The following is a 26,612-nucleotide window of genomic DNA, read 5'->3' on the forward strand; positions in this document are numbered from 1 at the left end:
CTGCCTATCGTGGAAACCCTGTAAAGGGGCGTTTAACATTTTTCTTGTCGAATTTTATTTCTGCACCGTCTAGATTTTCCATGTAATGCGGACTACTTGGATCTTTCTTATTAGGCTTATATCCACGCCCGGCTCCAGGCAGCTCCATTCTAACGAACGGATTTTCATCAGCATCATAACCTGTCGGCTCGGGGACATCTCGATGCATCTTGGAAAAGGCATGCTTGAAAGCGCGATAATGTAACATCCAACTATTAAATTGTGAGCTCGGTCTGATGGGGCCCTTCACTCCTTTTTTAGTTGGATGCGATCCGTCAATGGATCGTTGCTTCAAAGCCTTATCGGAGATTTCTGGACCGTGCTTCTCGACTGAATGCATTTTGTATTCTCTGTTCCACTCCATAACCTGCCGTTTGGCTTCCTCCTCAGTTTTTGGCTCGCTCACCTTAGGAAGCGTTGGGATCTCCTCATCCACCCCAACCTTAGCCGCCGGATCCTGCTCCCCAACCGCCGGCCTACACCCACCCTTCCCAGGACAATCCACCAACCCCAACGGATCCACCCACCCCGTCGGGTTCAGGGTGTAGCGATACCCATTGAGCCCGCCCGCCAGTTTGCTCGGATCAGGCGTCAAATAGCGGCCGGTGTCGGGATTGTAGTAGCGGTGGCGGTTGTAGTGCAGGCCGCTTTCGGGGTCGAAGTATTGGCCCTGGAAGCGCAGGGGTTGCTCAAGCTGTTCGCCGCCGCCGTGAACCAGTTCGGTGGTTTTGCCGTAGCCGTTGTAGCGCGCTGACCAGACGATCTGGCCGCCGTAGTTGGTCAGTTCCTGGGGGGTGCCCAGGTGGTCGAGGTGGTAATAGAACGGGCAGGCGTTCAAGCCTTTGCCGTCGAGCATGACCAATGGGCGGAAGGTGCCGGGTTCGTAGAGGTAGCTGCGGTGGTGGCGTCGGCTGCTTTCGGCAACGACCTGGTCACCCTGCCAGAAAAATTCCGTGGTCAGGCCGTTCACGGTCTTGCTGATGCGCCGGCCAAAGGCGTCGTAGCGGTAGGTCGCTTCGTGGCCGTCCGGCATGCTCACGCCGATCAGGCGGTGCTGGCTGTCGTAGCGGTATTCGTTGACCAGGGCCTTGCCGCGGCGTTCGCGGATCAGGTTGCCGAAGGCGTCGTAGTCATAGTGACGGTCGCCCTCCGCCAGCAGACGGTTGCCCTTGCGGATGATCGGGCCGGTGCGGTCCTCCAGCAAGAGGTTGCCCGCCGGGTCGTGCATGAAGTGTTCTGGCGGCTCGCTGTGGGAGAAGTCGATGCGGGTCAGGCGATCCAACGGGTCGTACTGGTAGTAACGGCGGTTTCGGTTGTCGGAAAGGGTCGCAAGGTTGCCCTTGGCGCTGTAGGTATAATCGCGCCAGAACAGTTGCTGCTGTTGGGTCTGCCACACCGTCTGGGCCTTGAGGCGGCCCTGTTCGTCGTAGTCGTATTCGCTGAGCAACAGGCCCTGTTGGCGCTGCCGTTCACGACCGCCGTCAAACCGATGCTCGGTCAGGCGTGTGCCGTTCAGGTCAATCGCGATCAGCACGCCGCCCAGGGTGTGGTGGTAATCGAGCGTGCTGTTGTCCGGCAGGCGCAGGTGGTTGAGCCGCCCGCCGATATCGTAGCGATAGCGCAGGGTGCCCCAGCCCTGGTGTTCGGTGATCAGCCGGTCATGGACGTCGTATTCGAACGCCAGTGGATGATCGGTACCGTCGTCGACATGGACCAGTCGGCCCAGCCCGTCGTAGCGGTACTCGATCGTCTGGCCGTCGGGCAAGGTCTTGATCTGCAGTCGCCCGGCCGCGTCGCGCTGGTAGCCCGTGACAAGCCGGGCGCCCTTCTCGCCGAACTCGGTTTTCTCCAGCAGGTGGCCGTTGAGGTCGTAGGCATAGGCGGTGCGTTGACCGTCGAAGTCGATCTGCTGTCGGATCAAACCATTGGGCGTGTAGTCCAGCTGATACTTTTCGCCGGATTCGTTTTCGATCTCTGTCAGCAACAACCGCGCCGAGTCGTAGCGATACTTGAGCTCGGTGCCGTCGGGGTTGAGGCGCCGGCTGATCAGGTGCAGGTCGTCGGCATATTCGTAACGGGTGATGCGCCCCAGCTCATCGCGCTCGGCGGTGACCTTGCCGTAGGCGTTGTAGCTCCAGGTGCGGCTGGCGCCGGTAGGTAAGGTCGTCTGGAGCAGCCGACCGACAGCGTCCCATTGGTAATGCGTGAGGGCGCCGTGTTCGTCCTGGCGGCTCAGCAGACGCCCAAGGACGTCGTAGGAAAAACACCGACGACTGCCGTCGAGCAGGATTTCTTCCGTCAGTTGGCCGAGCCTGTTCCAGACCCATTGCTGAAAACTGCCGTCGCAGTGGCTGATCTCCACCAGTCGGCCCTGGCCGTCGTAGTGGTAATAGGTGACCTTTGCGTCGGGATCGATCTGTTCGGTAATGTCGCCCTGGTCGTTGCGTCGGTAGGTCCACACCGCTTTGCCGCGGGAACGGGCGTGCAGGAAACCGTTGCGGTATTCGTAGGACGTGGGCTCCTCGTTAGGCGGAATCAGCGCCACCAACCGGCCTGCTTCGTCGTAGCGGTATTCGGTGACAGCGCCCAGCGGGTCCTGCTCGGCGATCAGCCGACCTTGTTCGTCATAGGCCTTGAGGTGCTCGCCGCCATCGGGTTCGACCTTGCGCACCAGCCGCGCCCGGTCGTCGTGGACGTATACCTCCTGACTACCGTCGAGGTGCCGGACCGTGACGCTGCCGTCCTCGCCCCAGGTGTACCGGCTGTCCATCTGCGCAAACGAGGCCCAATGCCTGACGCAACGAGCCGCCCGGCCAACACCTTGCCACTCCCAGAAAAAACTCGCCCCGCCGGCCAGTTGCCGCTGGAGGATGACGTGCTGGTCGTCATAGTCGTAGCGTTCACTTTCACCGGCGGCGTTGGTCGCTTCGATGAGCCGGAAACGTCCGTCGTAGCGGTAGGACACCAGCGTCTGTCCGGTCCGCCAGGCTTCGTCCAGGGTGAGGGCCGGGTGGAAGCTCTGGTAATCGATGGCGATCAGGTGGCGCTGTTCGTAACGCAGGCTCAGGGCGCGGCCGGCACCGTTGTTCAGGCGGCAGATGTCACCATGGATATTGCGCTGGATCGTCAGGCGGTTGTCGTAGCGGTCGCTGAGACCGGTCAGGTGGCCATCGTGAAAATGCAGGAACGGTGCGTTTTCGCCGGGCTGGGCGACGATCAGTTCGTCCGGTTCGCTGCCCAGGTAAATAGCGGCGCGGGCCAGGCTGTTGTGGATCGCCGGACGTTGGGCGCTGGGCAGCGGAAACGTCGTACGGCGGTTTTCCTGGTCGATCCAAATGACCTGCTCGCCTTCGAGCTGCAAACGCTGAGCCAGGGCATGGCTCCAACCGCGCCCGAGCCCCACGTCCAAGTCCACCGCGCTGGTGCGGTACAAACGGGTGAAGACAAATGGCAGGCGACCATCAAGGGTGCCGTCCTCCAGGGTCAGCAGCTCTTCGCCGGTGACCATCGACACCGGGCAGCCGCTGGTTTGGGTCTGGGCCGCGGTATCGGTGCTGTCGCCGTTGGGGTTTTTCGAGGGGCTGGGGGCGTCGTCGTGGGGGTCGTGTTTTTTCAGCGTGGTATTGCGCTGTGCGTCCCAGCGCAGCTGCACGCGGCCCTTTTTCACACCGGCCGCGATGCCTCGTGCCGCCACGGTCTTGTAGCGGTCCACGTAGGTCATGAAGCCGTTGACCAGCGCGAAGATTGCTCGGATGAAACGCTGCACGGCGTTCAGCAGGGTTGCGCCGTGCCTGGCCAACCGCATTGACAGATAGGCTATCCCAGCGCCTGCCCCGGCAAAGGTCAAGGCCACGCCAATCAGCAAGTCGATCGCCAGTTGCACCGCCATGGTCGAGAGTACTTCGGCGGTTTCGCCGGCAACTTCGCTGGGCGGCAACATCTCCAGCCACAGGCTCGCGGTCCGCACCAGCAGGCACAACGCCGCTTCGTCGCTGGCCAGCAGTTGCAGCTTGGCCATTACCAGCGGTGTGTCTTGCGCCAGTTTCTTCAGTTGCTCAACGCTATCACCCAAGCGATCAACAAACTGGCTGGGATCCTTGAGGATGTCCGAGAGCAGGCTGATGCTGTCCCACACCCCCTCGATCGCCGCCCAACTGCCGGCGAGCAGGCCATTGCCCACCGAGGTCGCCAAGGATTGCTGGGACCACTGTGGCTTGAAGCCTTGCCACTCGCCGCGTAACCAGTCCGTCAGCTTGATGGTAAGGCTGTCGTAGGAAGAAAACAGATCGGTAAGCTGCGCAGTAGACACTTCGCCCTGGACGTGAACCCGATAGAATCGGCCCGCTTCGCCCGTAAAGGTCCCCAGGCCCTGGGCATCCAGGGGGACTGGCGTGACCTTGCCGCTGTCCACCGCCACCACATCCACCACGATGTCGCCCAGCGGAATGTCATACACCGACTCGAGCTTGCTCTCGATCGTCATCACCCCGCCCTGGGGACACTGGACAACGGTGGAGAGAAAGTCATCGTCGCCGGTGCTGACGGCGGTGGTGCTGTCGCCGAAACGGATCAGCCGCTCCATGCCCAGCAGCGAGGGCAGGTCGGCCGCCTGGCTGGCCCGGTCCGCCGCCCGGCTGTACCAGCGTTCGAGCTGTTCGCGGTAGACAGACAGGGTGTCCTTAAAACTGTCGAGTTGCTCCTCGATACGGCGCACCTGGTCCATCAGGACACGGCTCGTTCAAGGGCCAGCAGGAAAAAACGGTCGAACATGGGCAGACGTCTCGCAACGCTCAGGAAGCGCGAGACTTTGCCGGGGATGACTGGGGAAATAAGTCAGGAGAAGGAGACAGCGCGTGTAAGGCGATTCGCTAAATTCGCCCAACACGTAAAACGGTAGATGGCCGGCGGGAAAAGACTGTCTTTTCCAAGCGACCTGTGGATAACGCTACAACGCAGAGTCCTTGAGCGTTTTGAGCTTGATCTCGGCCAACGGATGCCCGGCGTTCGCCGCCAAGGCCCACCAACGTGCCGCCTCGACCGGGTCCGGCGCCTTGCTGGCTGTACCGGCGAGGCTGATCACTCCGACCTGATAGGCGGCCTTGCCGTCACCGGCCAAGGCCGCCAAGCGCAGCAGGCGAATGCCTTCCTCCCGAGCTCCGAGCCCTTGGCCACGAAACGTCAGAATATGCCCGTAGAAACTTTGCGCTGCGACGTCGCCCAGGTTTGCCATCCGGGAGAACTGGCCCTCAAGCCAGCCCCAGCCACGCGGCTGGCGGACGAACCACGACCAATGAAACAAACGACGTGCCAGCCAGTAGCCGGCCCGAGCCTTGATACGCCAGAGCATTCAGGCCTCCGCCGATTCGGGGTACTCGTATTCGAACACCCGGACCACTTCCGACGCGTGCCAGGAAGCAGCGGCCACGCCATCGGAGGGCCCGGAAAAACGTCCAAGGCGCTCAACGCATTCGAAAAAACCAGTGCGCGGCAACCGACTGGCACCCTGGCTGATGACCAACGAACTGCGCAACGGCTGTTCAGCCCTGGCATCCAGGGCGGCCAAGTGCTCCAGGGCTGCGGTCAAGGTTTGCATGGCTGGACTGGGCAACTGCAAGCGCTCCAGCAAGGCGCGGTACGTCAACAAATGGCGCTGGCGGCGCGCCTGGTCCAATTCACCCAACAACCCATCCCAATGCTGCCGACTGATGCGTACACTCACGATTCATCCCTCCAACCCGGCACCGTCAACTCCCAGGCCAGACTGCGCCGAATCGCGGCATCGGGCTGACGCTCGCCGCTCTCGATCAAGGCCAGATAAGACGGACTGATACCTACCGTGCGGGCCAACGCCTCAATGGCGATGCCCTTCCCTTCGCGCAAACTGCGTAATTGATCCAGACCAGGGAGAACCTGGCCAGGTGCCGCCGCGTGACGGACTGTAGCCTCGCGCGACGGTGCTTGCTCGATGCCTGCTGCCTTCAACAACGACTGGTACTGATCCCACGGTAAAACCGCGTATTCGGGCTCACCGTCGCGTGTGATTATTTGGATATCCATGTCTACCCCGTAGGACAACAACACTTAGCAAGTCAGCTTTTTTCTTTAGAAGTGTAATCCTAATAGCGGCTAAGGTCGCGGGGCTATGAATCTCTGCTGGGAATGGCCCAGGATCAGGTTTTTTTCTCACCTTGGAGCAGGAGTTGTTCCGGGGTGTCGGGAAGTCTTTCCACCCGAGCCAGTTTCTCGGGTGATTGCCGATAGCGCCAGGCGCGGAAGGCTTCGAGCTCACTGTCGAGGGTTTTCATGATCCAGGCCAGTACGGCGATATCATCGATCATACCGAACACCGGCAGGAAATCAGGAATCGCATCCAGGGGACTGAGGAAATACATCAATCCCGCCACCACCGACAGCAGCGACTTGGCACTGACCGCCCGGTATTCGCCACGCCAGTAAGCCAGGCACAGCGCCTGGAGCAAGCGCAGATCTTCCTTGAGCTTGCCCAACCGGCCGCCCTCCCGGGCACTTTTGCTGGCGACGGCAAACAGCAACGTCGGCAATCGACCGCGGGCCAGCAGGCGGCCTGCCAAGGGCAGGAATCGCGCAAAATTCCACGGGGCCTTCATTTTTTCTCCCACTGAAATGTTATCCACACAAATTGTGGATAACCTTGTGAACAGAGCTGCATTTCAGCGCTGGAACCCCCGTTTCATAAGGGCCCGGCTTAGATCGGGCGTTTTTTACTCACATAAAAAAACCCAATATTTCATTGACTTGACCGCCTGACTGCGTCTAGCACAGCGCCTGTACTGCCTATGACTGTAGCCTGCCCTGAGCGTTCGGTTTTTTGGCATTTCCGCTGCCCAGATGCAACAACGCCCCGCATGAGCGAGGCGTTGTCGTTTTGTCGCTATAGCAGACGCGATTACTTGGCCGCGTCTTCTTTTGCCGGATCCTTGATCGCCAGCAGCTCCAGATCGAATACCAGGACCGAGTTGGCCGGGATGGCCGGGCTCGGGCTCTGGGCGCCGTAGGCCAGCTCGCTCGGGATGTACAGCTTGTATTTCTCGCCGACATGCATCAGTTGCAGGCCTTCGACCCAACCCGGGATCACGCCGCTGACCGGCAGGTCAATCGGGCTGCCACGTTCAACGGAGCTGTCGAATACGGTGCCGTTGGTCAACTTGCCGGTGTAGTGGACAGTCACGACGTCGGTCGGCTTAGGCTGCGGGCCATCGGCTTTCTTGACCACTTCGTACTGCAGGCCGGAAGCGGTGGTGGTTACACCGGCTTTCTTGCCGTTTTCCTCGAGGAATTTCTTGCCGGCCGCTGCCGACTCTTCGCTCATCTTGGCCATGCGCTCTTCGGCACGTTTTTGCAGTGCGGCAAAGGCTTCGACCAGTTCTTCGTCTTTCAGCTTCTGTTCTTTCTTGCCGACGGCATCTTCGATGCCCTGGGCGACTGCTTTGGAGTCCAGGTCATCCATACCTTCCTGAGCCAGGCTTTTGCCCATGTTCAGGCCAATACCGTAGGAAGCTTTCTGCGCCGGGGTCTTCAGCTCTACGCTGGTCTGCGAGTCGCAACCCGCGAGTACCAGGCCAACCAGGGCCACCGCCGCCGCCAACCGATGCTGTTTCATGCTATTTCCTTGTTCATGCGCCTAAAGGGCAATCGAGTAAAGCCGCGAGCTTATCAGGCGGCCACGACCAATGGCTACCGGCATGTGAGCAGCAAAGCGCTGATAAGTTCACGTCCGCAAACGCTTTTTAATCCTGGGCCAATGAAGCATCTGTCATCTATTACGTACAGGGACAAATTGCCGCTTCCCACTGCCCCCAGGGTAATGGCCACTTGCCGGCCACGCCACGCTGAGGCATAAGGACATATCAAAAAAACAAGGACGTTACCGTGCGCCTTCTCTCTCGCCTCCTCTTGTTGCTCCTCGCGCTGCTGGCTGTCGCCGTGGCGGTGGTGCTTTATTACGTCGCCAATCCACGCCTGCCGTTCTATACACCAGCCCAGCAGGTGCATTACCTGGATCAATGGAGCGCCACCGAGCGCCAGACGTATTACTTCACGCCCCAGGGCACCCAGGTCAAAGGCCTGCGCTACGACTGGTTCACCGCCCTCGAATTGCCGTTCTCGCAGCAACGTTTCGCTTCGCCTGAGTACCTGGCGCGCTTCGGCTTCCTGGTCGACCCGGCGCAGAAGGCCTCGTCGGCCAACCCAGGCAACCTGCCGGTGGGTTTCGCCCGGCACCAGAACCCCGGCAGCACCGAGCAATTCCTGGATATCACCTGCGCCGCCTGTCACACCGGGGAACTGCGCTTCAAGGGCCAGGCGATACGGATCGACGGCGGTTCGGCGCAACACGTGCTGCCTTCCAGTGTTCCGACATTGCGCGGTGGCAGTTTCGGACAGGCGCTGGTCGCCAGTCTGGCTTCTACCTACTACAACCCCTGGAAATTCGAACGCTTCGCCCGTCAGGTACTGGGCAAGGACTACGATGCCCGTCATGAAGAATTGCGTGAACAATTCAAGACCTCGCTGTACACCTTCCTGCGAGTGGCCTGGAACGACACCCATCGCGGCCTCTACCCCACCGAAGAAGGCCCCGGCCGTACCGACGCCTTTGGCCGTATTGCCAACGCCAGCTTTGGCGACGCCATTTCAGCCAAGAACTACCGGGTCGCCAACGCACCGGTGGATTACCCGCAGTTGTGGGACATATGGACATTTGACTGGGTCCAGTGGAACGGCTCGGCCCAGCAACCGATGGCCCGTAACGTCGGCGAAGCGTTGGGCGTGGGCGCCACGCTGAATTTCTTCGACGCCCAGGGCAAGCCATTGCAGGGCGATGCGCGATACCCCTCCAGCGTGCGCGTGCGCGACCTGAACACGATCGAAGAAACCCTGCAACTGCTCAAGCCACCGGCGTGGCCGGAGGCGCTGCTTGGCGCGATCGATAAACCGCTGGCCGCCAAGGGCCGGGCGCTGTTCGCCGAAAACTGCGCCGGCTGCCATGTGCCCAATGTAGTCCAGGGACCCGACAGGCCGGTCCAGCAACTGCACATGCTGCCGGTGAAAGCGATCGGCACCGACCCGGGCACCGCCGATAATATTGCCGACCACCGCTTCGACCTGACTAGCCTGCAGTGGGATCCGACCGAGCTGGCGAAGCTGGACGTGCAACTGCACCCCACTCCCACCGAGCCACTGGACCTGAGCCAGCTCTCAGTCGCCAAAGGCCTGGCCTACGTCACGGCATTCGTCGAAAACCGTGCTTACCGCGATGCCGGCGTCACCCCCGTCGAGCGCCCGGCCCTGGACGGTTTCGGCCTGCCCATCGGTGTGCGCGAACTGCGCGCCTACAAGGCCCGGCCGCTAGCGGGTGTCTGGGCCACGCCACCGTTCCTGCACAACGGTTCGGTGCCGACGATCTATCAACTGCTGTCTCCCCAGGCCGAACGGGCGAGCACCTTCTATAAGGGCAGCTTCGAATACGATCCACGGCACCTGGGCTATCGCACTGAAGCCTTCACCAATGGTTTTCTCTTCGATACGCGGATAACCGGCAACCACAACAGCGGCCACGAATTCCGTGCCGGCGAGCGAGGTAACGGCGTGATCGGCCGCCTGCTGCAACCGCAGGAACGCTGGGCGCTGCTGGAGTACCTCAAGGTGCTCGGCGGGCCACTGGAGTCGCAACTGTAATGATCACCCTCTCAGGCAAAAGGAATTTTCCATGCTGATCACGCTCTGGCTGCGCCTCGGCGCCTTTTTGGGCAAGACGCTCCTGTGGCTGCTGGGCATCGGCCTGCTCGGCTGGGCGCTGACCAGCGCATGGTTCGCCTGGCAACACAGCGGGGCGGTTTCGGACAAAGAGCAGATTGCGCCCGGTGAGGCGGCGATGACCCAGGAGATCATCCAGACCGCGATCCGCATCGTCGATCAGCACCGGGAAGGCACACGCTACCTGCGCGACGCCCACGCCAAGGCTCACGGCTGCGTCATGGCCGAAGTCCAGGTGCCGAACGACCTGCCAGCCCCCTTGCGCCAGGGGGTCTTTGCCGAGCCTGGGAAGGTCTGGCAGGCGACGATCCGTCTGTCCAACGGCAACGCCTACCCACAGTTCGATAGCCTGCGCGATGCCCGAGGGATGGCGATCAAGCTGCTGGGCGTGCAGGGTAAACAACTGTTGGCTGACCGCCAGTCACAGGGCGAGCAAGATTTCGTGATGTTCAACCATCCGAACTTCTTCGTCAGTGATGTCGCCGAGTATCGTCAGAATGTGGCCGCTCAGGCCGATGGAAAAAAGGTGATGGCATTCTTTCCCAGCGCGGACCCACGCAGTTGGCAGATTCGCCATTTATTCATCGCCCTGGCGACCCTTTCACCGGCCCCGGCCAGCCCGACCCAGACCACATACTTTTCGGTATCGCCCTACAAGTTCGGCGCGGCCAACGCCAAGTTTCGCGTAGCCCCGGACCCCGATAGCTGCCCGGCCTATACCTTGCCGGCGCAAAACCAGGACCTGCCGAACTTCTTGCGTAGCGCGCTGAATCAGCAGTTATCCACAGACCGGGTGCCGGCGTGTTTTGTCTTGCAGATCCAGCGCCAGGATCCGAGCAAGTACATGCCGATCGAAGACACCAGTATTGAATGGCAGGAAAGTGACGCACCGTTCGAGACCGTGGCCCACATCAAAGTGCCGGCCCAGGATTTCGATACGCCCAAGCTGAACCTGGCCTGTGACAACCAGTCCTTCAACCCCTGGTTCGGCATTGAAGCCCATCGCCCCATCGGCGGCATCAACCGTTTGCGCAAAGCCGTGTATGAGGCGGTCAGCGATTACCGTCATAGCCGTAATGCCGAGCAGTAGATAACCGGTAAATGCCAGACAGCAAAAAGCCCGCTCGATTGAGCGGGCTTTTTGTTGGCAACCTGGCGTTCAGTGGGCCAGGTTGCCGAATATGGCGCAGCGGACGGGACTCGAACCCGCGACCCCCGGCGTGACAGGCCGGTATTCTAACCGACTGAACTACCGCTGCGCGTAACATTGAAAGCTTGGTGGGTGATGACGGGATCGAACCGCCGACATTCTGCTTGTAAGGCAGACGCTCTCCCAGCTGAGCTAATCACCCTGCACTTTCGATGCGGGGCGCATTCTCTCACAATTTTTTGTAACGTGCTGATTTAATTAGCAAAAACAGCAAAAAAGTGAGCGATGCACATCGCATTAACCGCAAACAGCAAAAAGCCCGCGTTAGCGGGCTTTCCGTTGGTTACCTGGCGTTCAGTGTTCCAGATAACCGAATATGGCGCAGCGGACGGGACTCGAACCCGCGACCCCCGGCGTGACAGGCCGGTATTCTAACCGACTGAACTACCGCTGCGCGTAACACTTTGGAGCGAATGGTGGGTGATGACGGGATCGAACCGCCGACATTCTGCTTGTAAGGCAGACGCTCTCCCAGCTGAGCTAATCACCCTTCGCTTTCGGTGTGGCGCGCATTCTACGGAGCACTCCCAAAGCTGGCAAGCACTTTTTAATTTAATTTTTTCAGCCCTTCCAAAGGCTTAGCGAAGGGTTGGCCTATGGCGCTGCGAAGAGAATAATGCCCCCCTTTGTATAAAGGAGAGACTCACCCCATGTGGTTCAAAAACCTGCTTATCTATCGCCTGACCCAAGATCTGCCTTTTGATGCCGAGGCGTTGGAAACTGCACTGGCCAGCAAACTGGCGCGTCCATGTGCAAGCCAGGAGTTGACCACTTACGGTTTCGTCGCGCCGTTTGGCAAAGGCGAAGACGCCCCCCTGGTGCATATCAGCCAGGACTTCCTGCTGATCGCCGCTCGCAAGGAAGAACGCATATTGCCTGGCAGCGTCGTACGCGACGCCCTGAAGGAAAAGGTCGAAGAGATCGAAGCCGAGCAAATGCGCAAGGTCTATAAAAAGGAACGGGACCAGCTCAAGGATGAAATCATCCAGGCGTTCCTGCCGCGGGCATTCATTCGTCGCTCGTCCACCTTCGCCGCCATCGCGCCAAAACAGGGCCTGATCCTGGTGAACTCGGCCAGTCCGAAACGCGCCGAAGACCTATTGTCGACCCTGCGCGAAGTCATCGGCTCACTGCCGGTCCGCCCGCTGACGGTCAAGATGGCCCCCACCGCGACCATGACCGACTGGGTCAAGACCCAGAAAGCCGCGGACGATTTCTTCGTGCTGGATGAATGCGAACTGCGCGACACCCACGAAGACGGTGGCATCGTGCGCTGCAAGCGCCAGGACCTGACCAGCGACGAAATCCAGCTGCACCTCAACACCGGCAAGGTGGTGACACAACTGTCGCTGGCCTGGCAGGACAAGCTGTCCTTCGTGCTCGACGACAAGATGGTGGTCAAGCGCCTGAAGTTCGAAGACCTGTTGCAAGACCAGGCGGAGCAGGACGGCGGCGACGAAGCCCTCGGCCAACTGGACGCCAGCTTCACCCTGATGATGCTGACGTTCGGCGAGTTCCTGCCGGCGCTGGTTGAAGCGCTGGGTGGGGAAGAGATTCCGCAGGGGATCTAAACCGACGGTTAGGGCCCCTGTGGGAGCGAGCTTGCTCGCGATAGCGATTTGTCAGTCAACATTTCTGTGGCTGCCACACCGCTATCGCGAGCAGGCTCGCTCCCACATTAGTTTTGTGTGGTTCAACTTCATAATAAGGATCAGGTCATGCGTGCATTGGCTGCATTGAGTCGCTTTGTCGGGAATACCTTCGCTTACTGGGTACTGATTTTCGCCGTCGTGGCATTTGTGCAGCCGGCCTGGTTCATCGGCCTGAAAGGCGCGATTGTGCCGCTGCTGGGGCTGGTGATGTTCGGCATGGGCCTGACCCTCAAGCTCGATGACTTCGCCGAAGTCGCACGCCACCCGTGGCGCGTGGCCCTTGGCGTAGTCGCACATTTCGTGATCATGCCCGGTGTGGCGTGGTTGCTCTGCCAGGTCTTCCACCTGCCGCCGGAAATCGCTGTCGGCGTCATTCTCGTGGGCTGCTGCCCAAGCGGCACCTCGTCGAATGTCATGACCTGGCTGGCTCGGGGCGACTTGGCCCTGTCAGTGGCCATCGCCGCCGTCACCACCCTGCTCGCTCCACTGTTGACCCCGGCGTTGATCTGGCTGCTGGCCTCGGCCTGGTTGCCGGTGTCGTTCATGGAGCTGTTCTGGTCGATCCTGCAAGTGGTGCTGCTGCCGATCGTATTGGGCGTGGTGGCGCAACGGCTGCTAGGGGACAAGGTACGGCATGCGGTGGAGGTGTTGCCGCTGGTGTCGGTGGTGAGCATCGTCATCATCGTCACCGCCGTGGTGGCCGCCAGCCAGGCGAAAATCGCCGAATCGGGCCTGCTGATCATGGCCGTGGTGATGCTGCACAACAGCTTCGGCTTTTTGCTCGGTTATTTCACCGGGCACTTGTTCAAGCTGCCCCTGGCCCAGCGTAAATCCCTGGCCCTGGAAGTGGGCATGCAGAACTCCGGCCTTGGCGCGGCGTTGGCCAGTGCGCATTTCTCGCCGCTGGCGGCGGTCCCCAGCGCGTTGTTCAGCGTCTGGCACAATATTTCCGGGGCGCTGCTCTCGACGTATTTCCGACGCATGAGTGAAAAACAGGACCGCGAAACCCTCGCCGCCCGGCAGACAGCCGACTGAAGCAGACTTGATCGAGTGGTCAGTAATTGGCACTATCCATCCAGCGCGGGGACGACCCCGCCACTCGATCGAGTGCCTAAATCCGGGGACGACCCCATCCATCGATGGAGGTATGTGATGTCCTGGATCATTCTGTTTTTTGCCGGCCTGTTCGAAGTCGGCTGGGCGGTCGGCCTGAAATACACCGACGGTTTCAGCCGCCCTCTTCCCACTGCACTGACAATCGCCGCCATGGCGATCAGCCTCGGCCTGCTGGGCCTGGCGATGAAGGAATTGCCATTGGGCACGGCCTATGCGATCTGGACCGGGGTCGGTGCCGTGGGCACGGTGATCGCCGGGATCATTTTGTTTGGGGAATCGATGGCGCTGGTTCGCCTGGCCAGTGTGGTGTTGATCGTTGCCGGGTTGATCGGGCTCAAGGTCAGCGCCTGAATTGACTTGTGGGAGCGAGCTTGCTCGCGATTGCAATCTATCTGCTGGCATTGATGTCACAGGCAGACCGCTATCGCGAGCAAGCTCGCTCCCACAGGTTTTCGACCTATCGGACAGTCCCGCGCAACTCCCCCACCAGCGCTTGCAACTGCGAAGGCGTCGCCGTCTCGACCGCCACCGCCGAACCCGCCACCAACGTCACCCGCGACCAGAACCGCCGAAACAGCCCCTTGGCCGGGTCGCGACTGAAGAAACTGCCCCACAAGCCCTGCAACGCCAGGGGAATCACCGGCACCGGGGTTTCCTGGAGGATGCGTGTCAGTCCGCTCTTGAACTCATTGATCTCACCGTCACCGGTCAATTTTCCTTCAGGGAAAATGCACACCAACTCACCGTCCTTCAGGTATTGGGCGATTCGCTTGAAGGCCTTTTCGTAGATATGAATGTCCTCCTGACGCCCGGCAATCGGAATCGTCCCGGCTGTGCGGAAGATGAAATTCAACACCGGCAGGTTGTAGATCTTGTAGTACATCACGAAACGAATCGGCCGACGCACCGCACCACCAATCAACAAGGCATCGACGAAGGACACGTGGTTGCAGACCAGCAACGCAGCGCCTTCATCGGGAATCGCCTCCAGGTTGCGATGCTCCACGCGGTACATGGAATGGCTCAGCAGCCAGATCATGAAGCGCATGCTGAACTCGGGGACGATCTTGAAGATGTAGGCGTTGACGCCGATGTTGAGCAACGACACGACCAGGAACAACTGGGGGATCGACAGTTTTGCCAGGCTCAGCAACACGATGGAGACGATGGCCGAGACCACCATGAACAACGCATTGAGAATGTTGTTGGCGGCGATCACCCGCGCCCGTTCGTTTTCCACGGTGCGCGACTGGATCAGCGCGTACAACGGCACGATATAGAAACCACCGAAGATACCCAGGCCGAGGATGTCGATCAGTACCAGCCAAGCGTGGCCGAAGCCGAGCACCTCCAGCCAACCGTGACCATCGACGCTGTCGGGGATCCCACCGGAATGCCACCACAACAGCAGTCCGAACACCGTCAACCCGAACGAGCCAAACGGCACCAGGCCAATCTCTACTTTACGTCCGGAGAGCCGCTCGCAGAGCATCGAACCCAAGGCGATCCCCACCGAAAACACAGTCAGGATCAAGGTCACCACGGTTTCATCGCCGTGCATCCACTCTTTGGCATAGGCCGGGATCTGCGTCAGGTAAATCGCGCCGACGAACCAGAACCAGGAGTTGCCGACAATCGAACGGGACACCGCCGGGGTCTGCCCCAAACCCAGTTTCAGGGTGGCCCAGGATTGGCTGAAGATATTCCAGTTCAGGCGCATTTGTGGCGAGGCCGCCGCCGCACGCGGAATGCTGCAGCTGGCCAGGTAACCAAGCACGGCAACGCCGATAATCGCGCTCGCCACTACCGCAGCGTAATGCGCCGAGGACATCATGATCCCGGCGCCGATGGTGCCCGCGAGGATCGCCAGGAACGTGCCCATCTCCACCAGACCGTTGCCGCCGACCAGTTCATCCTCGCGCAAGGCCTGCGGCAGGATCGAATATTTCACCGGGCCGAACAGCGCCGAATGCGTGCCCATGGCAAACAGCGCCACCAGCATCAGCGATAGATGGTCGAACAGGAAACCCACCGCGCCCACCGCCATGATGACGATTTCGCCGAGCTTGATCAGACGGATCAACGCGTCCTTGGCGAATTTTTCCCCAAACTGCCCCGCCAGCGCCGAAAACAGGAAGAACGGCAGGATGAACAGCAATGCGCAGAGGTTGACCCAGATCGAGCGGTCGCCGTCGATGGTCAGCTTGTAGAGAATGGCGAGAATCAGCGACTGCTTGAATATGTTGTCGTTGAACGCGCCCAAGGACTGCGTGATGAAGAACGGCAGGAAACGCCGTGTGCGAAGCAAGGTGAACTGCGAAGGGTGACTCATCTTCCATGTTCCTGAGTGGCGTGGACGCTTATTGGAATGAACGTTTTTCGATCCAGGCCACACATTACCTGTCTTTAGCGATTATTTCGCCAGCCCCGCAATGCACGGCGACACAAACAACTCACCGTGCCAGGCCCCCGCGAGCGTACGCCGCCCGACGATCAGCCACATCACCACCAGCATCGCCACCAGCACGCAACCGAACACGCGGAAAAACTCCAGGCTCAGCAGGTCCGCCAGCTTCAGCGTGGTCAGCGCATACACGCCCAAGGGGAAGGTAAAGCCCCACCAGCCAAGGTTGAACGGAATGCCAGTGCGCAGATACCGCACAGTGATGAGCAGCGCCATCAACATCCACCAGAACCCCAGCCCCCATAACGTGATGCCGGCCACCAGCCCCAACCCTGCGGCGATTTCACCCACGCCGGTCAGGCCATTGGCGGCGAAAATCAACGGTGCATCGCTGCCCAGCAGCAACATGCCCAGGGCGCCGGTGCCGATCGGGCCGAGGGCCAGCCAGCTCGAGGCGGCCATGTTTTCGTGGGGCAGTTTGTGCAGGGCCATGCGCAACAGCAGGATCGTCAGGATGCTGAACGCCACCGGTAGGGAAAAAGCCCAGAGCACGTAGCTGGTCACCAGCATGACCAGTTGCGAATGAGCGTCGACCAGATGCGGCGCCAGCAGCCCGCCACTGGCCGCCGCGACTTCGGCGGCCACCACCGGCAACAGCCACACGGCGGTCATTTGGTCGATGCGGTGTTCCTGGCGGGTGAACATCAGGAACGGAATCAGCACGCCGCAGGCCAGGGACATGGCCACGTCGATCCACCACAACGCTTCGGCCAACGGCAGCACACCGTCGCCCCAGCGCGGCAGCCCGAATACCAGAAAGCCGTTGATGATCGTCGCCAAGCCCATGGGAATGGTGCCGAAAAACATCGAAACCGTTGAGTGGCCGAAAATCCGTCGCGCCTCGTCGAAGAACAACACCCAACGCGCCGCATACAAACCGGTGAACACCACGAACAACAGGATGTTGAACAACCACAAACCTTCACCCAGCAGGCGCAGGCCCGATACATTTGCGGGCCACTGCGCCAAGGCCAGCGCCAGCACACCGGTCCCCATGACCACGGCGAACCAGTTGGGTGTGAATTGGCGAATGGCTTCCAGCGGCCTGGGCAAATGGCTCAATGGTCGAAAGCGGGTCTTGGCAGTGCAGCATGTCATGGCGAACTCCTGTCCTCGGATGAGGTGGAGCCATGCTAGGTCCGAATCGAATATCTATATAACGGGTAATTTCTGTATGTGTTATCGGTTTTACAGATAACAATCAGATGCTACCCTCGGTCTCGATCACCAGGATTCGCGCCTCTCCCAGCGGCTTGGCGACGTGCTCGGTGCCCACTGATGCGTAGAAAATATCCCCGACGTCCAGCAAGGCATCTTTTTCCACACCGTCCTCCCGATAGCACATCCGCACTTGCCCATCGAGCACCACGAAGACTTCCTGACCGTCATTGATGTGCCATTTGTACGGCTGATCGGTCCAGTGCAGGCGCGTAGTGATGCCGTTCATGTTGGCGATATCCAGCGCTGCCCAGGCCCGCTCGCCGGTGAAGGATTTGCTGCGGATAATTTTCAAAGGGATCGCCCGGAAAAATGCTGGGACGCCAAGACTAACCCACTACGAGCGGCGGCTGCACTCAGGGTTTCAGGGCCGAACACCCTCGCCTGCCGGTTTTACCGACTGACGCGATAACCCCAGCAATGCAGCGACCGACAACACGATCAGCACCGCGCCATAGCCATCGGTGGTCGGAATCAACCCGAACACCCGCGTCAGATTCCCGGCCAGCAACGATGGCAGGCTGAACGCCAGGTAGCTGAGGACATAAAACGCCGACATCAAGCCGGCCCGCTCGTGGGGCAAGGCCAGCGGCATGATGCTGCGCAACGCCCCCAGGAACCCGGCGCCGAAACCACTGCCGGTCACCAGCGTGCCAATGAAAAACAACGGCAAGCTGCCGCCGTGTACCGCGATCAGTACCAGCGCCAGGCCGATCACCAACAGGCTCGCGGACAGGCGCAGCATTTTGTCGGCTTCCTGGTTGCGCAGCGTGTAGATGGACAACGCGCCGGTGAGTGTCAATACCGCCACCAGTGCACCGCCGATCAGGTTGGATGTCGACCCGGTCGCGGCTCGCACCAAGGAAGGCGCCAGGGACAAATAGAACCCGCCCACTGCCCAGGCCGCCAGATTCAACGGCAGCACCAGCCACAAGGCCCGCCGCGCCTGGACCGGCACATGCAAGGTCGGACGCAGCGACTGCCAGGCACCGGGTTGCGGGCTGACGCTCTCCGCCAGACGCCAAAGGTAAATGGCTTGGGCCAGGAACAACCCGAGCAGAATCCAATACGTCAGTTGCAAGGGCAGCGGCGCGAACTCAGCCAACAGGCCGCAACCCAACGCCCCGCACGCCATGCCCAACAAGGGCGCGACGCTGGTAATCAGTGGGCCTTGTCGGCGGTCGAAGTCCAGCAACGCAGCGCCAAGCACACTGGTGGCCATGCCCGTGGCGAACCCTTGGATCAATCGGGCGCCGATCAGCCAGGCGACACTGTTGGCGTTGATGAATAACAACATCGCCAGCATATTGAGCAACAGCGCCGCGAAGATCACTGGCTTGCGTCCCAGGTAATCCGACAGCGAGCCCACAATCAGCAGAGCCGCCAACAGACTGAACGCATACACACCGAAAATCAGCGTCAGGATCGCCGGGGAAAATTGCAAGTGTTCCTGATAGAGGTGATACAACGGCGTCGGCGCGCTGGACGCGGCGAGAAAACCGAGCAAGGTGATCGCCAGGAATATCAGGCTGGCACCGGTCGAAGCTGGACGAGACATGGCTATACTCCACAAAAGCTTTCGGCAAAAGCTAATTTTTTGCTTTTGTGGAGTGTGCTACCGGCGCGTGCTTAAAGCAAATTCTTTGTGTTAAGGTCCGATGCATGGCTATTAAAGAAGGTTTACGCCCCGGCGGCAGAAGCGCCCGGGTCCAAGAGTCGATTCATTCGGCGGTCCGCGCCCTGCTGCAAGAGCAGGACCGCGCCACCCTGACCGTGCCGCAAATCGCCGCGCGCGCAGGCGTCACGCCGTCCACCATCTACCGTCGCTGGGGCGATTTGCCGGCGCTGCTGGCCGACGTCGCCATCGCCCGCATGCGCCCCGACAGCGAACCGGCCAACACCGGCAGCCTGCGCGGCGACCTGCGCGCCTGGGCCGAGCAGTACCTGGACGAAATGAGCTCCGAGCCCGGTCGCAACATGATGCGCGACATCCAGGCCTGCGCCACGCCGGGGCATTGCGTGGGCATCCTCAGCGCCCAGTTGCAGATCATCCTCGATCGCTACCCCGATGAGCCGAACCCTGGCGTCGAGCGGCTGATCAATGTGGTGGTGGCACCGACGGTGTTTCGCATCCTCTTCGCCACTGCGCCGCTGGCGGTCGAGGAGTTGTATCGGTTGGTGGATATCGCGTTGGGTCAGTAAGGCCGCCATCGCGAGCAGGCTCGCGATGAGGTCCGCCAGGGCACCCCATAACCCAATGCTGATCGCAACCCGCGACACCCCGCCACGCCTCGACCTTGGTCGACACTGACGAACCCGAGCGGGCATGCGAGACTGTCCTGCCGGGCTTATGTCCCGGTGTCTTTGTCCGGGAGTTTCCATGTCGTTGTCCAGCGGGCTGATCGCCATTGTCGCCCTGGCCTATATGGCCATCATGTTCGCCATCGCCTTCTACGGTGACCGGCGCAGCACGCCGCTGCCGCCACGCATGCGCGCCTGGGTCTACAGCCTGTCGCTGGCGGTGTACTGCACCAGCTGGACGTTCTTCGGTGCGGTCGGCCAGGCCGCCGAACAGCTCTGGTCCTTCCTGCCGATCTACCTCGGGCCGATCCTGCTATTGGTGCTGGCGCCGTGGGTCTTGCAGAAAATGGTGATGATCAGCAAGCAGGAGAACATCACCTCTATTGCCGACTTCATCGCCGCCCGCTATGGCAAATCCCAATCCCTGGCAGTGGTGGTCGCGCTGATCTGCCTGGTGGGCGTGCTGCCGTACATCGCCTTGCAACTCAAGGGCATCGTGCTCGGGGTGAACCTGCTGATCGGGGCCGGGGCCGACGCCATGGGCACCCGCGCCCAGGACACGGCGTTGATTGTCTCGCTGATCCTGGCGCTGTTTACCATCGTGTTCGGTACCCGCAACCTCGACGCCACCGAGCACCACCGCGGCATGGTGCTGGCGATTGCCTTCGAATCCCTGGTCAAGCTGTTCGCCTTCCTCGCCGTTGGCGCGTTCGTGACCTTCGGCCTTTACGATGGCTTCGACGATCTGTTCAACCAGGCGATGCTCGCACCGCGCCTGGAGCAATACTGGAAGGAAACCATCAATTGGCCGTCCATGGTGGTGCAGACCGGGGTGGCGATGATGGCGATCATCTGTCTGCCGCGGCAGTTCCACGTAACCGTGGTGGAAAACATCGAACCCCAAGACCTGCGCCTGGCCAAGTGGGTGTTCCCCGCCTACCTGGCCCTGGCCGCGCTGTTCGTGGTGCCCATCGCCCTCGCCGGGCAAATGATGCTGCCCAGCTCCGTGCTGCCGGACTCGTTCGTCATCAGCCTGCCGCTGGCCCAGGCCCATCCGGCCCTGGCGATGCTGGCGTTCATTGGTGGCGCCTCGGCAGCCACCGGCATGGTGATCGTGGCAAGCGTGGCGCTGTCCACCATGGTCTCCAACGACATGCTGCTGCCCTGGCTATTGCGCCGCAACAACGCCGAGCGGCCCTTCGAGGTGTTCCGCCAGTGGATGTTGTCGGTGCGGCGGGTGAGCATCGTGGTGATCCTGCTGCTGGCTTATGTCAGCTATCGGCTGCTGGGGTCGACGGCAAGCCTGGCGACTATCGGCCAGATCGCTTTCGCCGCCGTGACCCAATTGGCCCCCGCCATGCTGGGCGCGCTGTACTGGAAACAGGCCAACCGTCGCGGCGTATTCGCGGGCCTCGCCACGGGGATTTTCCTGTGGTTCTACACCCTGGTGTTGCCGATCACCGCCCATAGCCTGGGCTTGTCGTTGAGCAGCTTTCCGGGCTTGGCGTGGCTGCACGGCAACCCATTGAACCTGCCGATCACCCCGCTGACCCAGGGGGTGGTGCTGTCCCTGGCCGGCAACTTCACGTTGTTCGCCTGGGTGTCCGTGCTGTCGCGCACGCGCGTGTCGGAACACTGGCAGGCCGGTCGCTTCATCGGCCAGGAAATCAGCGCCCGACCCAGCGCCCGCTCGATGTTGGCGGTCCATATCGACGACCTGTTGCAACTGGCCGCACGCTTCGTCGGTGAAGAACGCGCGCGCCAGAGTTTCATCCGCTTTGCCTACCGCCAGGGCAAAGGCTTCAACCCGAGCCAGAATGCCGACAGCGAATGGATCGCCCACACCGAACGCCTGCTGGCTGGTGTGCTGGGGGCCTCTTCGACGCGGGCGGTGGTAAAGGCCGCGATTGAAGGTCGAGAGATGCAACTCGAAGACGTCGTGCGGATCGCCGACGAAGCGTCGGAAGTGCTGCAGTTCAACCGCGCCTTGCTGCAAGGTGCCATCGAGAACATCACCCAAGGCATCAGCGTGGTTGACCAGTCCCTGCGGCTGGTGGCGTGGAACCGTCGCTACCTGGAGCTGTTCAAGTACCCGGACGGTCTGATCAGTGTCGGTCGACCGATTGCCGACATCATTCGCTACAACGCCGAACGCGGCCTCTGCGGCCCTGGCGAAGCGGAAGTCCACGTTGCCCGGCGCCTGCACTGGATGCGTCAGGGCCGCGCCCACACCTCGGAACGACTGTTCCCCAACGGCCGGGTGATCGAGCTGATCGGCAACCCGATGCCTGGCGGCGGTTTCGTCATGAGTTTCACCGACATCACTGCGTTCCGCGAAGCCGAAAAGGCCTTGACCGACGCCAACGAAGGCCTGGAGCAACGGGTCGCCGAGCGTACCCGCGAATTGTCACAGCTGAACCTGGCGCTGACCGAAGCCAAAAGCACCGCCGAGGCGGCCTATCAATCCAAGACCCGCTTCCTGGCGGCGGTCAGCCATGACTTGATGCAACCGCTCAACGCCGCGCGCCTGTTCTCCGCCGCACTGTCCCACCAGCATGAGGGTTTGCCGAGCGAAGCCCGGCAACTGGTGCAGCACCTGGACAGCTCGTTGCGTTCGGCTGAAGACCTGATCACCGATCTACTGGATATCTCCCGTCTGGAGAACGGCAAGATCAACCCGGACCGCAAGCCATTCGTCCTCAACGAACTGTTCGATACCTTGGGCGCCGAGTTCACCGCGCTGGCCCAGGAACAAGGCCTGAAATTCCGCGTGCGGGGCTCGCGGTTGCGAGTCGACAGCGACATCAAGTTGTTGCGGAGGGTGTTGCAGAACTTCCTCACCAACGCCTTCCGCTATGCCAAGGGCCCAGTACTGTTGGGTGTCCGCCGACGCAAGGGCGAGTTGTGCCTGGAGGTCTGGGATCGCGGGCCGGGCATCGCTGAAGATAAGCTGCAGGTCATCTTCGAGGAATTCAAACGCCTGGACAGCCACCAGACCCGCGCCGAAAAAGGCCTGGGCCTGGGCCTGGCGATCGCCGACGGGCTGTGCCGCGTGCTCGGCCATACCTTGCGCGTGCGTTCCTGGCCGGGGCGCGGCAGTGTGTTCAGCGTCAGCGTACCGCTGGCCAGCACGCAGGCAGTCGCACCCAGCCCGGTGGCCGAACTCAACGGTCACTTACCCAGCGGCGCCCAGGTGCTGTGTGTCGACAACGAAGACAGCATTCTGATCGGCATGAACAGCCTGCTGACACGTTGGGGTTGCCAGGTGTGGACGGCGCGCAACCGTGAAGAATGCGAACATTGGCTCGCCCAGGGCGGTCGACCTCAATTGGCCTTGGTGGATTTTCATCTGGACGACGGCGAGACCGGTACCGAGTTGATGGCCTGGCTGCGCACGCGCATGGGCGAACCGATTCCGGGCGTGGTGATCAGCGCCGATGGCCGGCCCGAAATGATCGCCCAGGTGCATGCGGCGGGCCTGGATTACCTGGCCAAGCCGGTGAAGCCGGCGGCGTTGCGGGCGTTGTTGAGTCGGCATTTGCCGTTGTAACAGACAAGCTGTGATTGTGTGCCACCTGTGGCGAGGGAGCCTTGTGTTTCAGCCCTGGGTTTTCGCGCTGGTTTCTTCAGGTAACCCAGGCAACCCATCCGCGTCTTCCATCGCACGCTCAAGCAATTCGGCGGGCAAACTCTTGCTGGCCCGGGCGCCAAGCAACTTGAGCTGTTCGCTGCGGCTGATCAGGTTGCCGCGCCCTTCTGTCAGCTTGTTGCGCGCCGCGCTGTAGGCTTTGTCCAGCTGCTGCAAGCGACTGCCGATCTCGTCCAGGTCCTGGATGAACAGGACGAATTTGTCATACAGCCACCCCGCCCGCTCGGCGATTTCCCGGGCGTTCTGGCTCTGGCGTTCCTGTTTCCACAAGCTGTCGATCACCCGCAAGGTCGCCAGCAACGTGGTCGGGCTAACGATCACGATGTTGCGATCAAAGGCTTCCTGGAAAAGGTTCGGTTCGGCTTGCAGGGCCGCGGAAAACGCCGCCTCGATGGGTACGAACAACAACACGAAATCCAGGCTGTGCAGGCCATCCAGGCGTTTATAGTCCTTGCCGGCCAAGCCTTTGACGTGGGCTCGCAACGACGCCACATGTTGCTTGAGGGCGTGCTGGCCAATGGCGTCGTCTTCAGCGGCCACATACTGCTGATAAGCCGTGAGGCTGACCTTGGAATCGACCACCACTTGCTTGTCGCCGGGCAGGTAAATCAACACGTCAGGCTGGAAACGCTCGCCGTCCGGGCCCTTGAGGCTGACCTGGGTCTGGTACTCACGGCCCTTCTCCAGGCCGGCGTGTTCAAGCACCCGCTCCAGAATCAACTCGCCCCAGTTACCCTGGGTTTTCTGGCCTTTGAGGGCGCGGGTAAGGTTGGTGGCTTCATCGCTCAGGCGCAGGTTCAGTTGTTGCAGCCGCTCCAGCTCCTTGCCCAGGGAGAAACGCTCCCGCGCCTCAGCCTGATAACTTTCTTCGACACGTTTTTCGAAAGATTGGATGCGCTCTTTCAGTGGATCGAGCAACTGGCCCAGGCGCTGCTGGCTGGTCTCGGCGAAACGTTGCTCACGCTCGTCGAAGATTTTTCCGGCAAGCTCGGCGAACTGTGCCCGCAGCTCATCGCGCGAACCTTGCAGATCATCCAGGCGTTGCTGATGGCTTTCCTGCTGCTCGCGCAGCTCGGCGTGCAACGAAGCGGCCTGGGCATCGAGCCGGCGTAGCTCCGCTTCCTTGCCGGCACGTTCCAGGTTCCAGGCGTGGGCCGCATCCCGGGCATTGTCGCGCTCGATCTGCAACAACTCGACTTCGCGACAGGCGGCGGCGAGCTCGGCTTGCTTGGCGGCGTTGGCCTGGCTCAGGTCGCTGATTTCGTCACGGCAGGCATCGAGCTGGGCGTTGAGGCCGTCGTGAGCCATGTGGGCGGTGGCCAGGCGTTCTTCCAGCAGTGCCTGTTCGGTCTGCGCGGCGCTGGCCTGGCGTTGCAGGTGCCAGGCCAGTGCGAGCAACGGCACCGCAGCGCCCGCCAGGCCAAACAACAGGCTGGTCAAATCCATAGCCATGACAATTCCTGCCGATCAAATAAAGCCCGAAGGTTAACCAAGCGGCCGGGGGTTGCCCAGCTCAGTCTTCGATTTCACCCAGTGCCTGGCGGGCGCGCTGATCCCCGGCCCGGGCAGCTTGGCGCAGCAGGTCGTGGCCAATGCGCCGGTCCCGGGCGTTCCCGCACTCACGGCACATCAACTGCCCGAGGCGACTTTGTGCAGCCACCACGCCTTCACGGGCCGGTTGCTTGAGCAGGCGGCCGGCCAGATGTTTGACGCTGGGGCTTTCGCTCAGGCGCGGGCTGTCGAGCAGCCACTCGGCCACCCGCATCGAAATGCGCTTGGGTTGGGTAACACCAGAAGGTGTGGAAGTAACAGGATTTGATACTGAGCGAAACTTCATAAAGCACTGCGGGACAGATCAGAAGGCGCGCCACTCTACTCCTTTTTTCGCACGGGTAAAGTCGAAAAAAACCAGCACGCCCGTCCTAGAGCAAGCGCTTGGGACAATCCACAGAAGCTGTGGATAACTCAGTGGACAACCGACCCTGAACTCGCCGCAAGCCCTATGGAACGGGGCCTGCGCTCAAACTGACGATTTTTTCACCAGTAAAAAAAAGCGATGTTTTTCATTGACTTAAATTTTGGATACAGGCACCCACCCCAGATTGTTTGCACATGACAGTACGGTGACAAGCAGCCTGGCGAGTGTGCACAAGTAACACCCGAACTGGTTATAACGCTGGGATTTTTTGGCGCATACGGGGGTAAAAACCTGGGGATAACCCCCTGTGCGGCTGTTCTCTTGGCTGGCCGGCATCAGGGCTGCGCCCTATTTGAATATTTTTTAACCAGCGCCCTTCCCTTCCCGGGTTCGATCCGTTACTATCCGCGGCGTTAGTACCAAGCTGAAAGTCAATTCCGGGTCGAACACATCTCCGCGGTCAGCCTTCCCTCAAGAGAAGCCCTCACCGATAAAAAGAGACCGACCCCCTCGATGGTTTCCAGGTAACCCTTGCACCAACACAGCCTTTGACCCAATGCAAAGGGTGTTGCCAAGCTCACTACTCTGACCGAACCAACCTGCAGATTGATCAGGATCTTCACCCCGGGCCCAGAACCTTTGCCCTTGATGTGTTGCCTGCCCTCCTAAGTACCTACCTGCCAGCCCAAGCGCGCACTTTATATAGCGCTCAAACTGGCTGCTTTGTTCCAGTCGGGTTCTTCGTTCGACCAATGGTGGTCGACGTTACTGGAACGTTTTAACGTTGCACGGTTCTTAACCGTGTCATTTGTAGGAACACCCATAACATGTCTACTCAAATCCATACCCAAGATGCTATCCGCACCCTGACCAACGCTTTTGCTCCGATGAACTGCCTGATCATGGCCGCTCGCAAAGGCTGCTTCAGCTTCACCCTGGTCAACGAACACGGCATCGCACGTCACAGCGAACGCCTGTACCCCGATCAGTACTCCAGCGCCGAACCGCTGCAGGCCGTGATCGAGCGTACCCGTCAGGCACTGGTTGCCTGACACGCCGCGAAGGCTGCAACCCCAAAGGCCCCGCCGAAAAAGCGGGGCTTTTTATTGCCTGGGATTTATCAATCAAGCGTAACGGCTTAAGCACCGGGGGATATAACAGTTATAACCGTTCGCTGAAGATGTTTTAAAAACAGTCCTTTACAGCGGGAATATGACACTACACTTCAAGTCAAGCGGCATGAACCGCTTACG

Annotated in this window: 20 protein-coding genes and 4 tRNA genes; 8 read left to right on the forward strand and 16 right to left on the reverse strand. The window is 60.8% G+C overall.

The window, feature by feature from the left end; all coding sequences use genetic code 11:
• Positions 1 to 4: 4 nt before the first annotated feature.
• From J9870_RS21770 to J9870_RS21795, 6 genes are all read right to left on the reverse strand, one after another.
• Positions 5 to 4,762, reverse strand: a complete 4,758-nt coding sequence (locus J9870_RS21770; protein ID WP_210639990.1) for an RHS repeat-associated core domain-containing protein — start codon at positions 4,760 to 4,762, stop codon at positions 5 to 7.
• A 222-nt stretch (positions 4,763 to 4,984) separates the two neighbouring features.
• A complete protein-coding gene (locus J9870_RS21775; protein WP_210639992.1) occupies positions 4,985 to 5,386 on the reverse strand; it encodes a sel1 repeat family protein in 402 nt (133 codons plus the stop codon).
• Positions 5,387 to 5,758, reverse strand: a complete 372-nt coding sequence (locus tag J9870_RS21780; protein ID WP_003179080.1) for a hypothetical protein — start codon at positions 5,756 to 5,758, stop codon at positions 5,387 to 5,389.
• Positions 5,755 to 6,096, reverse strand: a complete 342-nt coding sequence (locus J9870_RS21785; RefSeq protein ID WP_025215008.1) for a helix-turn-helix transcriptional regulator — start codon at positions 6,094 to 6,096, stop codon at positions 5,755 to 5,757. Before J9870_RS21785 ends, J9870_RS21780 begins: the two co-directional genes overlap by 4 nt.
• 113 nt (positions 6,097 to 6,209) lie before the next feature.
• Positions 6,210 to 6,665, reverse strand: coding sequence for a YkvA family protein (locus J9870_RS21790; RefSeq protein WP_210639993.1), 456 nt, complete (start codon positions 6,663 to 6,665; stop codon positions 6,210 to 6,212).
• A gap of 299 nt (positions 6,666 to 6,964) precedes the next feature.
• Positions 6,965 to 7,678, reverse strand: coding sequence for an FKBP-type peptidyl-prolyl cis-trans isomerase (locus J9870_RS21795; protein WP_210639995.1), 714 nt, complete (start codon positions 7,676 to 7,678; stop codon positions 6,965 to 6,967).
• Between the two features lie 269 nt (positions 7,679 to 7,947).
• Here J9870_RS21795 and J9870_RS21800 point away from each other — a divergent pair, with 269 nt between their 5' ends.
• Positions 7,948 to 9,753, forward strand: a complete 1,806-nt coding sequence (locus J9870_RS21800) for a di-heme-cytochrome C peroxidase (protein WP_210639998.1) — start codon at positions 7,948 to 7,950, stop codon at positions 9,751 to 9,753.
• A 31-nt stretch (positions 9,754 to 9,784) separates the two neighbouring features.
• Entirely contained in the window at positions 9,785 to 10,921 is a 1,137-nt protein-coding gene (locus J9870_RS21805; protein ID WP_210640000.1) for a catalase family protein, read from the forward strand.
• Positions 10,922 to 11,013: 92 nt separating this feature from the next.
• On the opposite strand, the gene J9870_RS21810 is transcribed toward J9870_RS21805, so the two are convergent.
• The 4 genes from J9870_RS21810 to J9870_RS21825 all read right to left on the reverse strand — a co-directional run bounded on the left by J9870_RS21810 (position 11,014) and on the right by J9870_RS21825 (position 11,531).
• Positions 11,014 to 11,090 (reverse strand) — tRNA-Asp (locus J9870_RS21810).
• A gap of 17 nt (positions 11,091 to 11,107) precedes the next feature.
• A tRNA-Val gene (locus tag J9870_RS21815) sits at positions 11,108 to 11,183 on the reverse strand.
• A 175-nt stretch (positions 11,184 to 11,358) separates the two neighbouring features.
• Positions 11,359 to 11,435: transfer RNA gene (locus tag J9870_RS21820), tRNA-Asp, on the reverse strand.
• A gap of 20 nt (positions 11,436 to 11,455) precedes the next feature.
• Positions 11,456 to 11,531, reverse strand: a tRNA-Val gene (locus J9870_RS21825).
• Between the two features lie 160 nt (positions 11,532 to 11,691).
• On the opposite strand from J9870_RS21825, the gene rdgC reads away from it, so the two are divergent.
• From rdgC to sugE, 3 genes are all read left to right on the forward strand, one after another.
• Complete coding sequence (rdgC, locus tag J9870_RS21830; RefSeq protein ID WP_003179064.1) at positions 11,692 to 12,612, forward strand: recombination-associated protein RdgC; 921 nt, start codon at positions 11,692 to 11,694, stop codon at positions 12,610 to 12,612.
• Positions 12,613 to 12,759: 147 nt separating this feature from the next.
• Positions 12,760 to 13,728: a bile acid:sodium symporter family protein gene (locus J9870_RS21835; protein ID WP_210640002.1), complete on the forward strand. Its 969-nt coding sequence runs from the start codon at positions 12,760 to 12,762 to the stop codon at positions 13,726 to 13,728.
• Between the two features lie 117 nt (positions 13,729 to 13,845).
• A complete protein-coding gene (gene sugE, locus J9870_RS21840; protein ID WP_210640004.1) occupies positions 13,846 to 14,160 on the forward strand; it encodes a quaternary ammonium compound efflux SMR transporter SugE in 315 nt (104 codons plus the stop codon).
• A gap of 106 nt (positions 14,161 to 14,266) precedes the next feature.
• On the opposite strand, the gene J9870_RS21845 is transcribed toward sugE, so the two are convergent.
• From J9870_RS21845 to J9870_RS21860, 4 genes are all read right to left on the reverse strand, one after another.
• A complete protein-coding gene (locus J9870_RS21845; protein WP_210640006.1) occupies positions 14,267 to 16,141 on the reverse strand; it encodes an MFS transporter in 1,875 nt (624 codons plus the stop codon).
• Between the two features lie 81 nt (positions 16,142 to 16,222).
• Positions 16,223 to 17,371, reverse strand: a complete 1,149-nt coding sequence (locus J9870_RS21850; RefSeq protein ID WP_210640007.1) for a TDT family transporter — start codon at positions 17,369 to 17,371, stop codon at positions 16,223 to 16,225.
• A 103-nt stretch (positions 17,372 to 17,474) separates the two neighbouring features.
• Positions 17,475 to 17,786 (reverse strand): cupin, encoded by a 312-nt coding sequence (locus J9870_RS21855; RefSeq protein ID WP_210640009.1) that lies wholly within the window; start codon positions 17,784 to 17,786, stop codon positions 17,475 to 17,477.
• 69 nt (positions 17,787 to 17,855) lie between these two features.
• The gene (locus J9870_RS21860) at positions 17,856 to 19,049 is read right to left on the reverse strand and encodes an MFS transporter (RefSeq protein ID WP_210640011.1); all 1,194 of its coding nucleotides are present in this window, start codon (positions 19,047 to 19,049) and stop codon (positions 17,856 to 17,858) included.
• Positions 19,050 to 19,153: 104 nt separating this feature from the next.
• On the opposite strand from J9870_RS21860, the gene J9870_RS21865 reads away from it, so the two are divergent.
• Both J9870_RS21865 and J9870_RS21870 read left to right on the forward strand, forming a co-directional pair.
• Entirely contained in the window at positions 19,154 to 19,693 is a 540-nt protein-coding gene (locus J9870_RS21865) for a TetR/AcrR family transcriptional regulator (RefSeq protein ID WP_210640012.1), read from the forward strand.
• Positions 19,694 to 19,871: 178 nt separating this feature from the next.
• A complete protein-coding gene (locus J9870_RS21870) occupies positions 19,872 to 23,342 on the forward strand; it encodes a PAS domain-containing hybrid sensor histidine kinase/response regulator (RefSeq protein WP_210640015.1) in 3,471 nt (1,156 codons plus the stop codon).
• Between the two features lie 48 nt (positions 23,343 to 23,390).
• Here the strand turns inward: J9870_RS21870 and rmuC are convergent, their stop codons facing one another.
• Complete coding sequence (gene rmuC / locus J9870_RS21875) at positions 23,391 to 24,779, reverse strand: DNA recombination protein RmuC (RefSeq protein WP_210645377.1); 1,389 nt, start codon at positions 24,777 to 24,779, stop codon at positions 23,391 to 23,393.
• Between the two features lie 175 nt (positions 24,780 to 24,954).
• Positions 24,955 to 25,278: a sel1 repeat family protein gene (locus J9870_RS21880; RefSeq protein WP_210640017.1), complete on the reverse strand. Its 324-nt coding sequence runs from the start codon at positions 25,276 to 25,278 to the stop codon at positions 24,955 to 24,957.
• Positions 25,279 to 26,186: 908 nt separating this feature from the next.
• On the opposite strand from J9870_RS21880, the gene J9870_RS21885 reads away from it, so the two are divergent.
• Positions 26,187 to 26,411, forward strand: a complete 225-nt coding sequence (locus J9870_RS21885; protein WP_007898912.1) for a hypothetical protein — start codon at positions 26,187 to 26,189, stop codon at positions 26,409 to 26,411.
• The last annotated feature ends 201 nt before the right edge of the window (positions 26,412 to 26,612 follow it).

It is taken from the genome of Pseudomonas sp. Tri1, from assembly GCF_017968885.1.
Lineage (GTDB): Bacteria > Pseudomonadota > Gammaproteobacteria > Pseudomonadales > Pseudomonadaceae > Aquipseudomonas.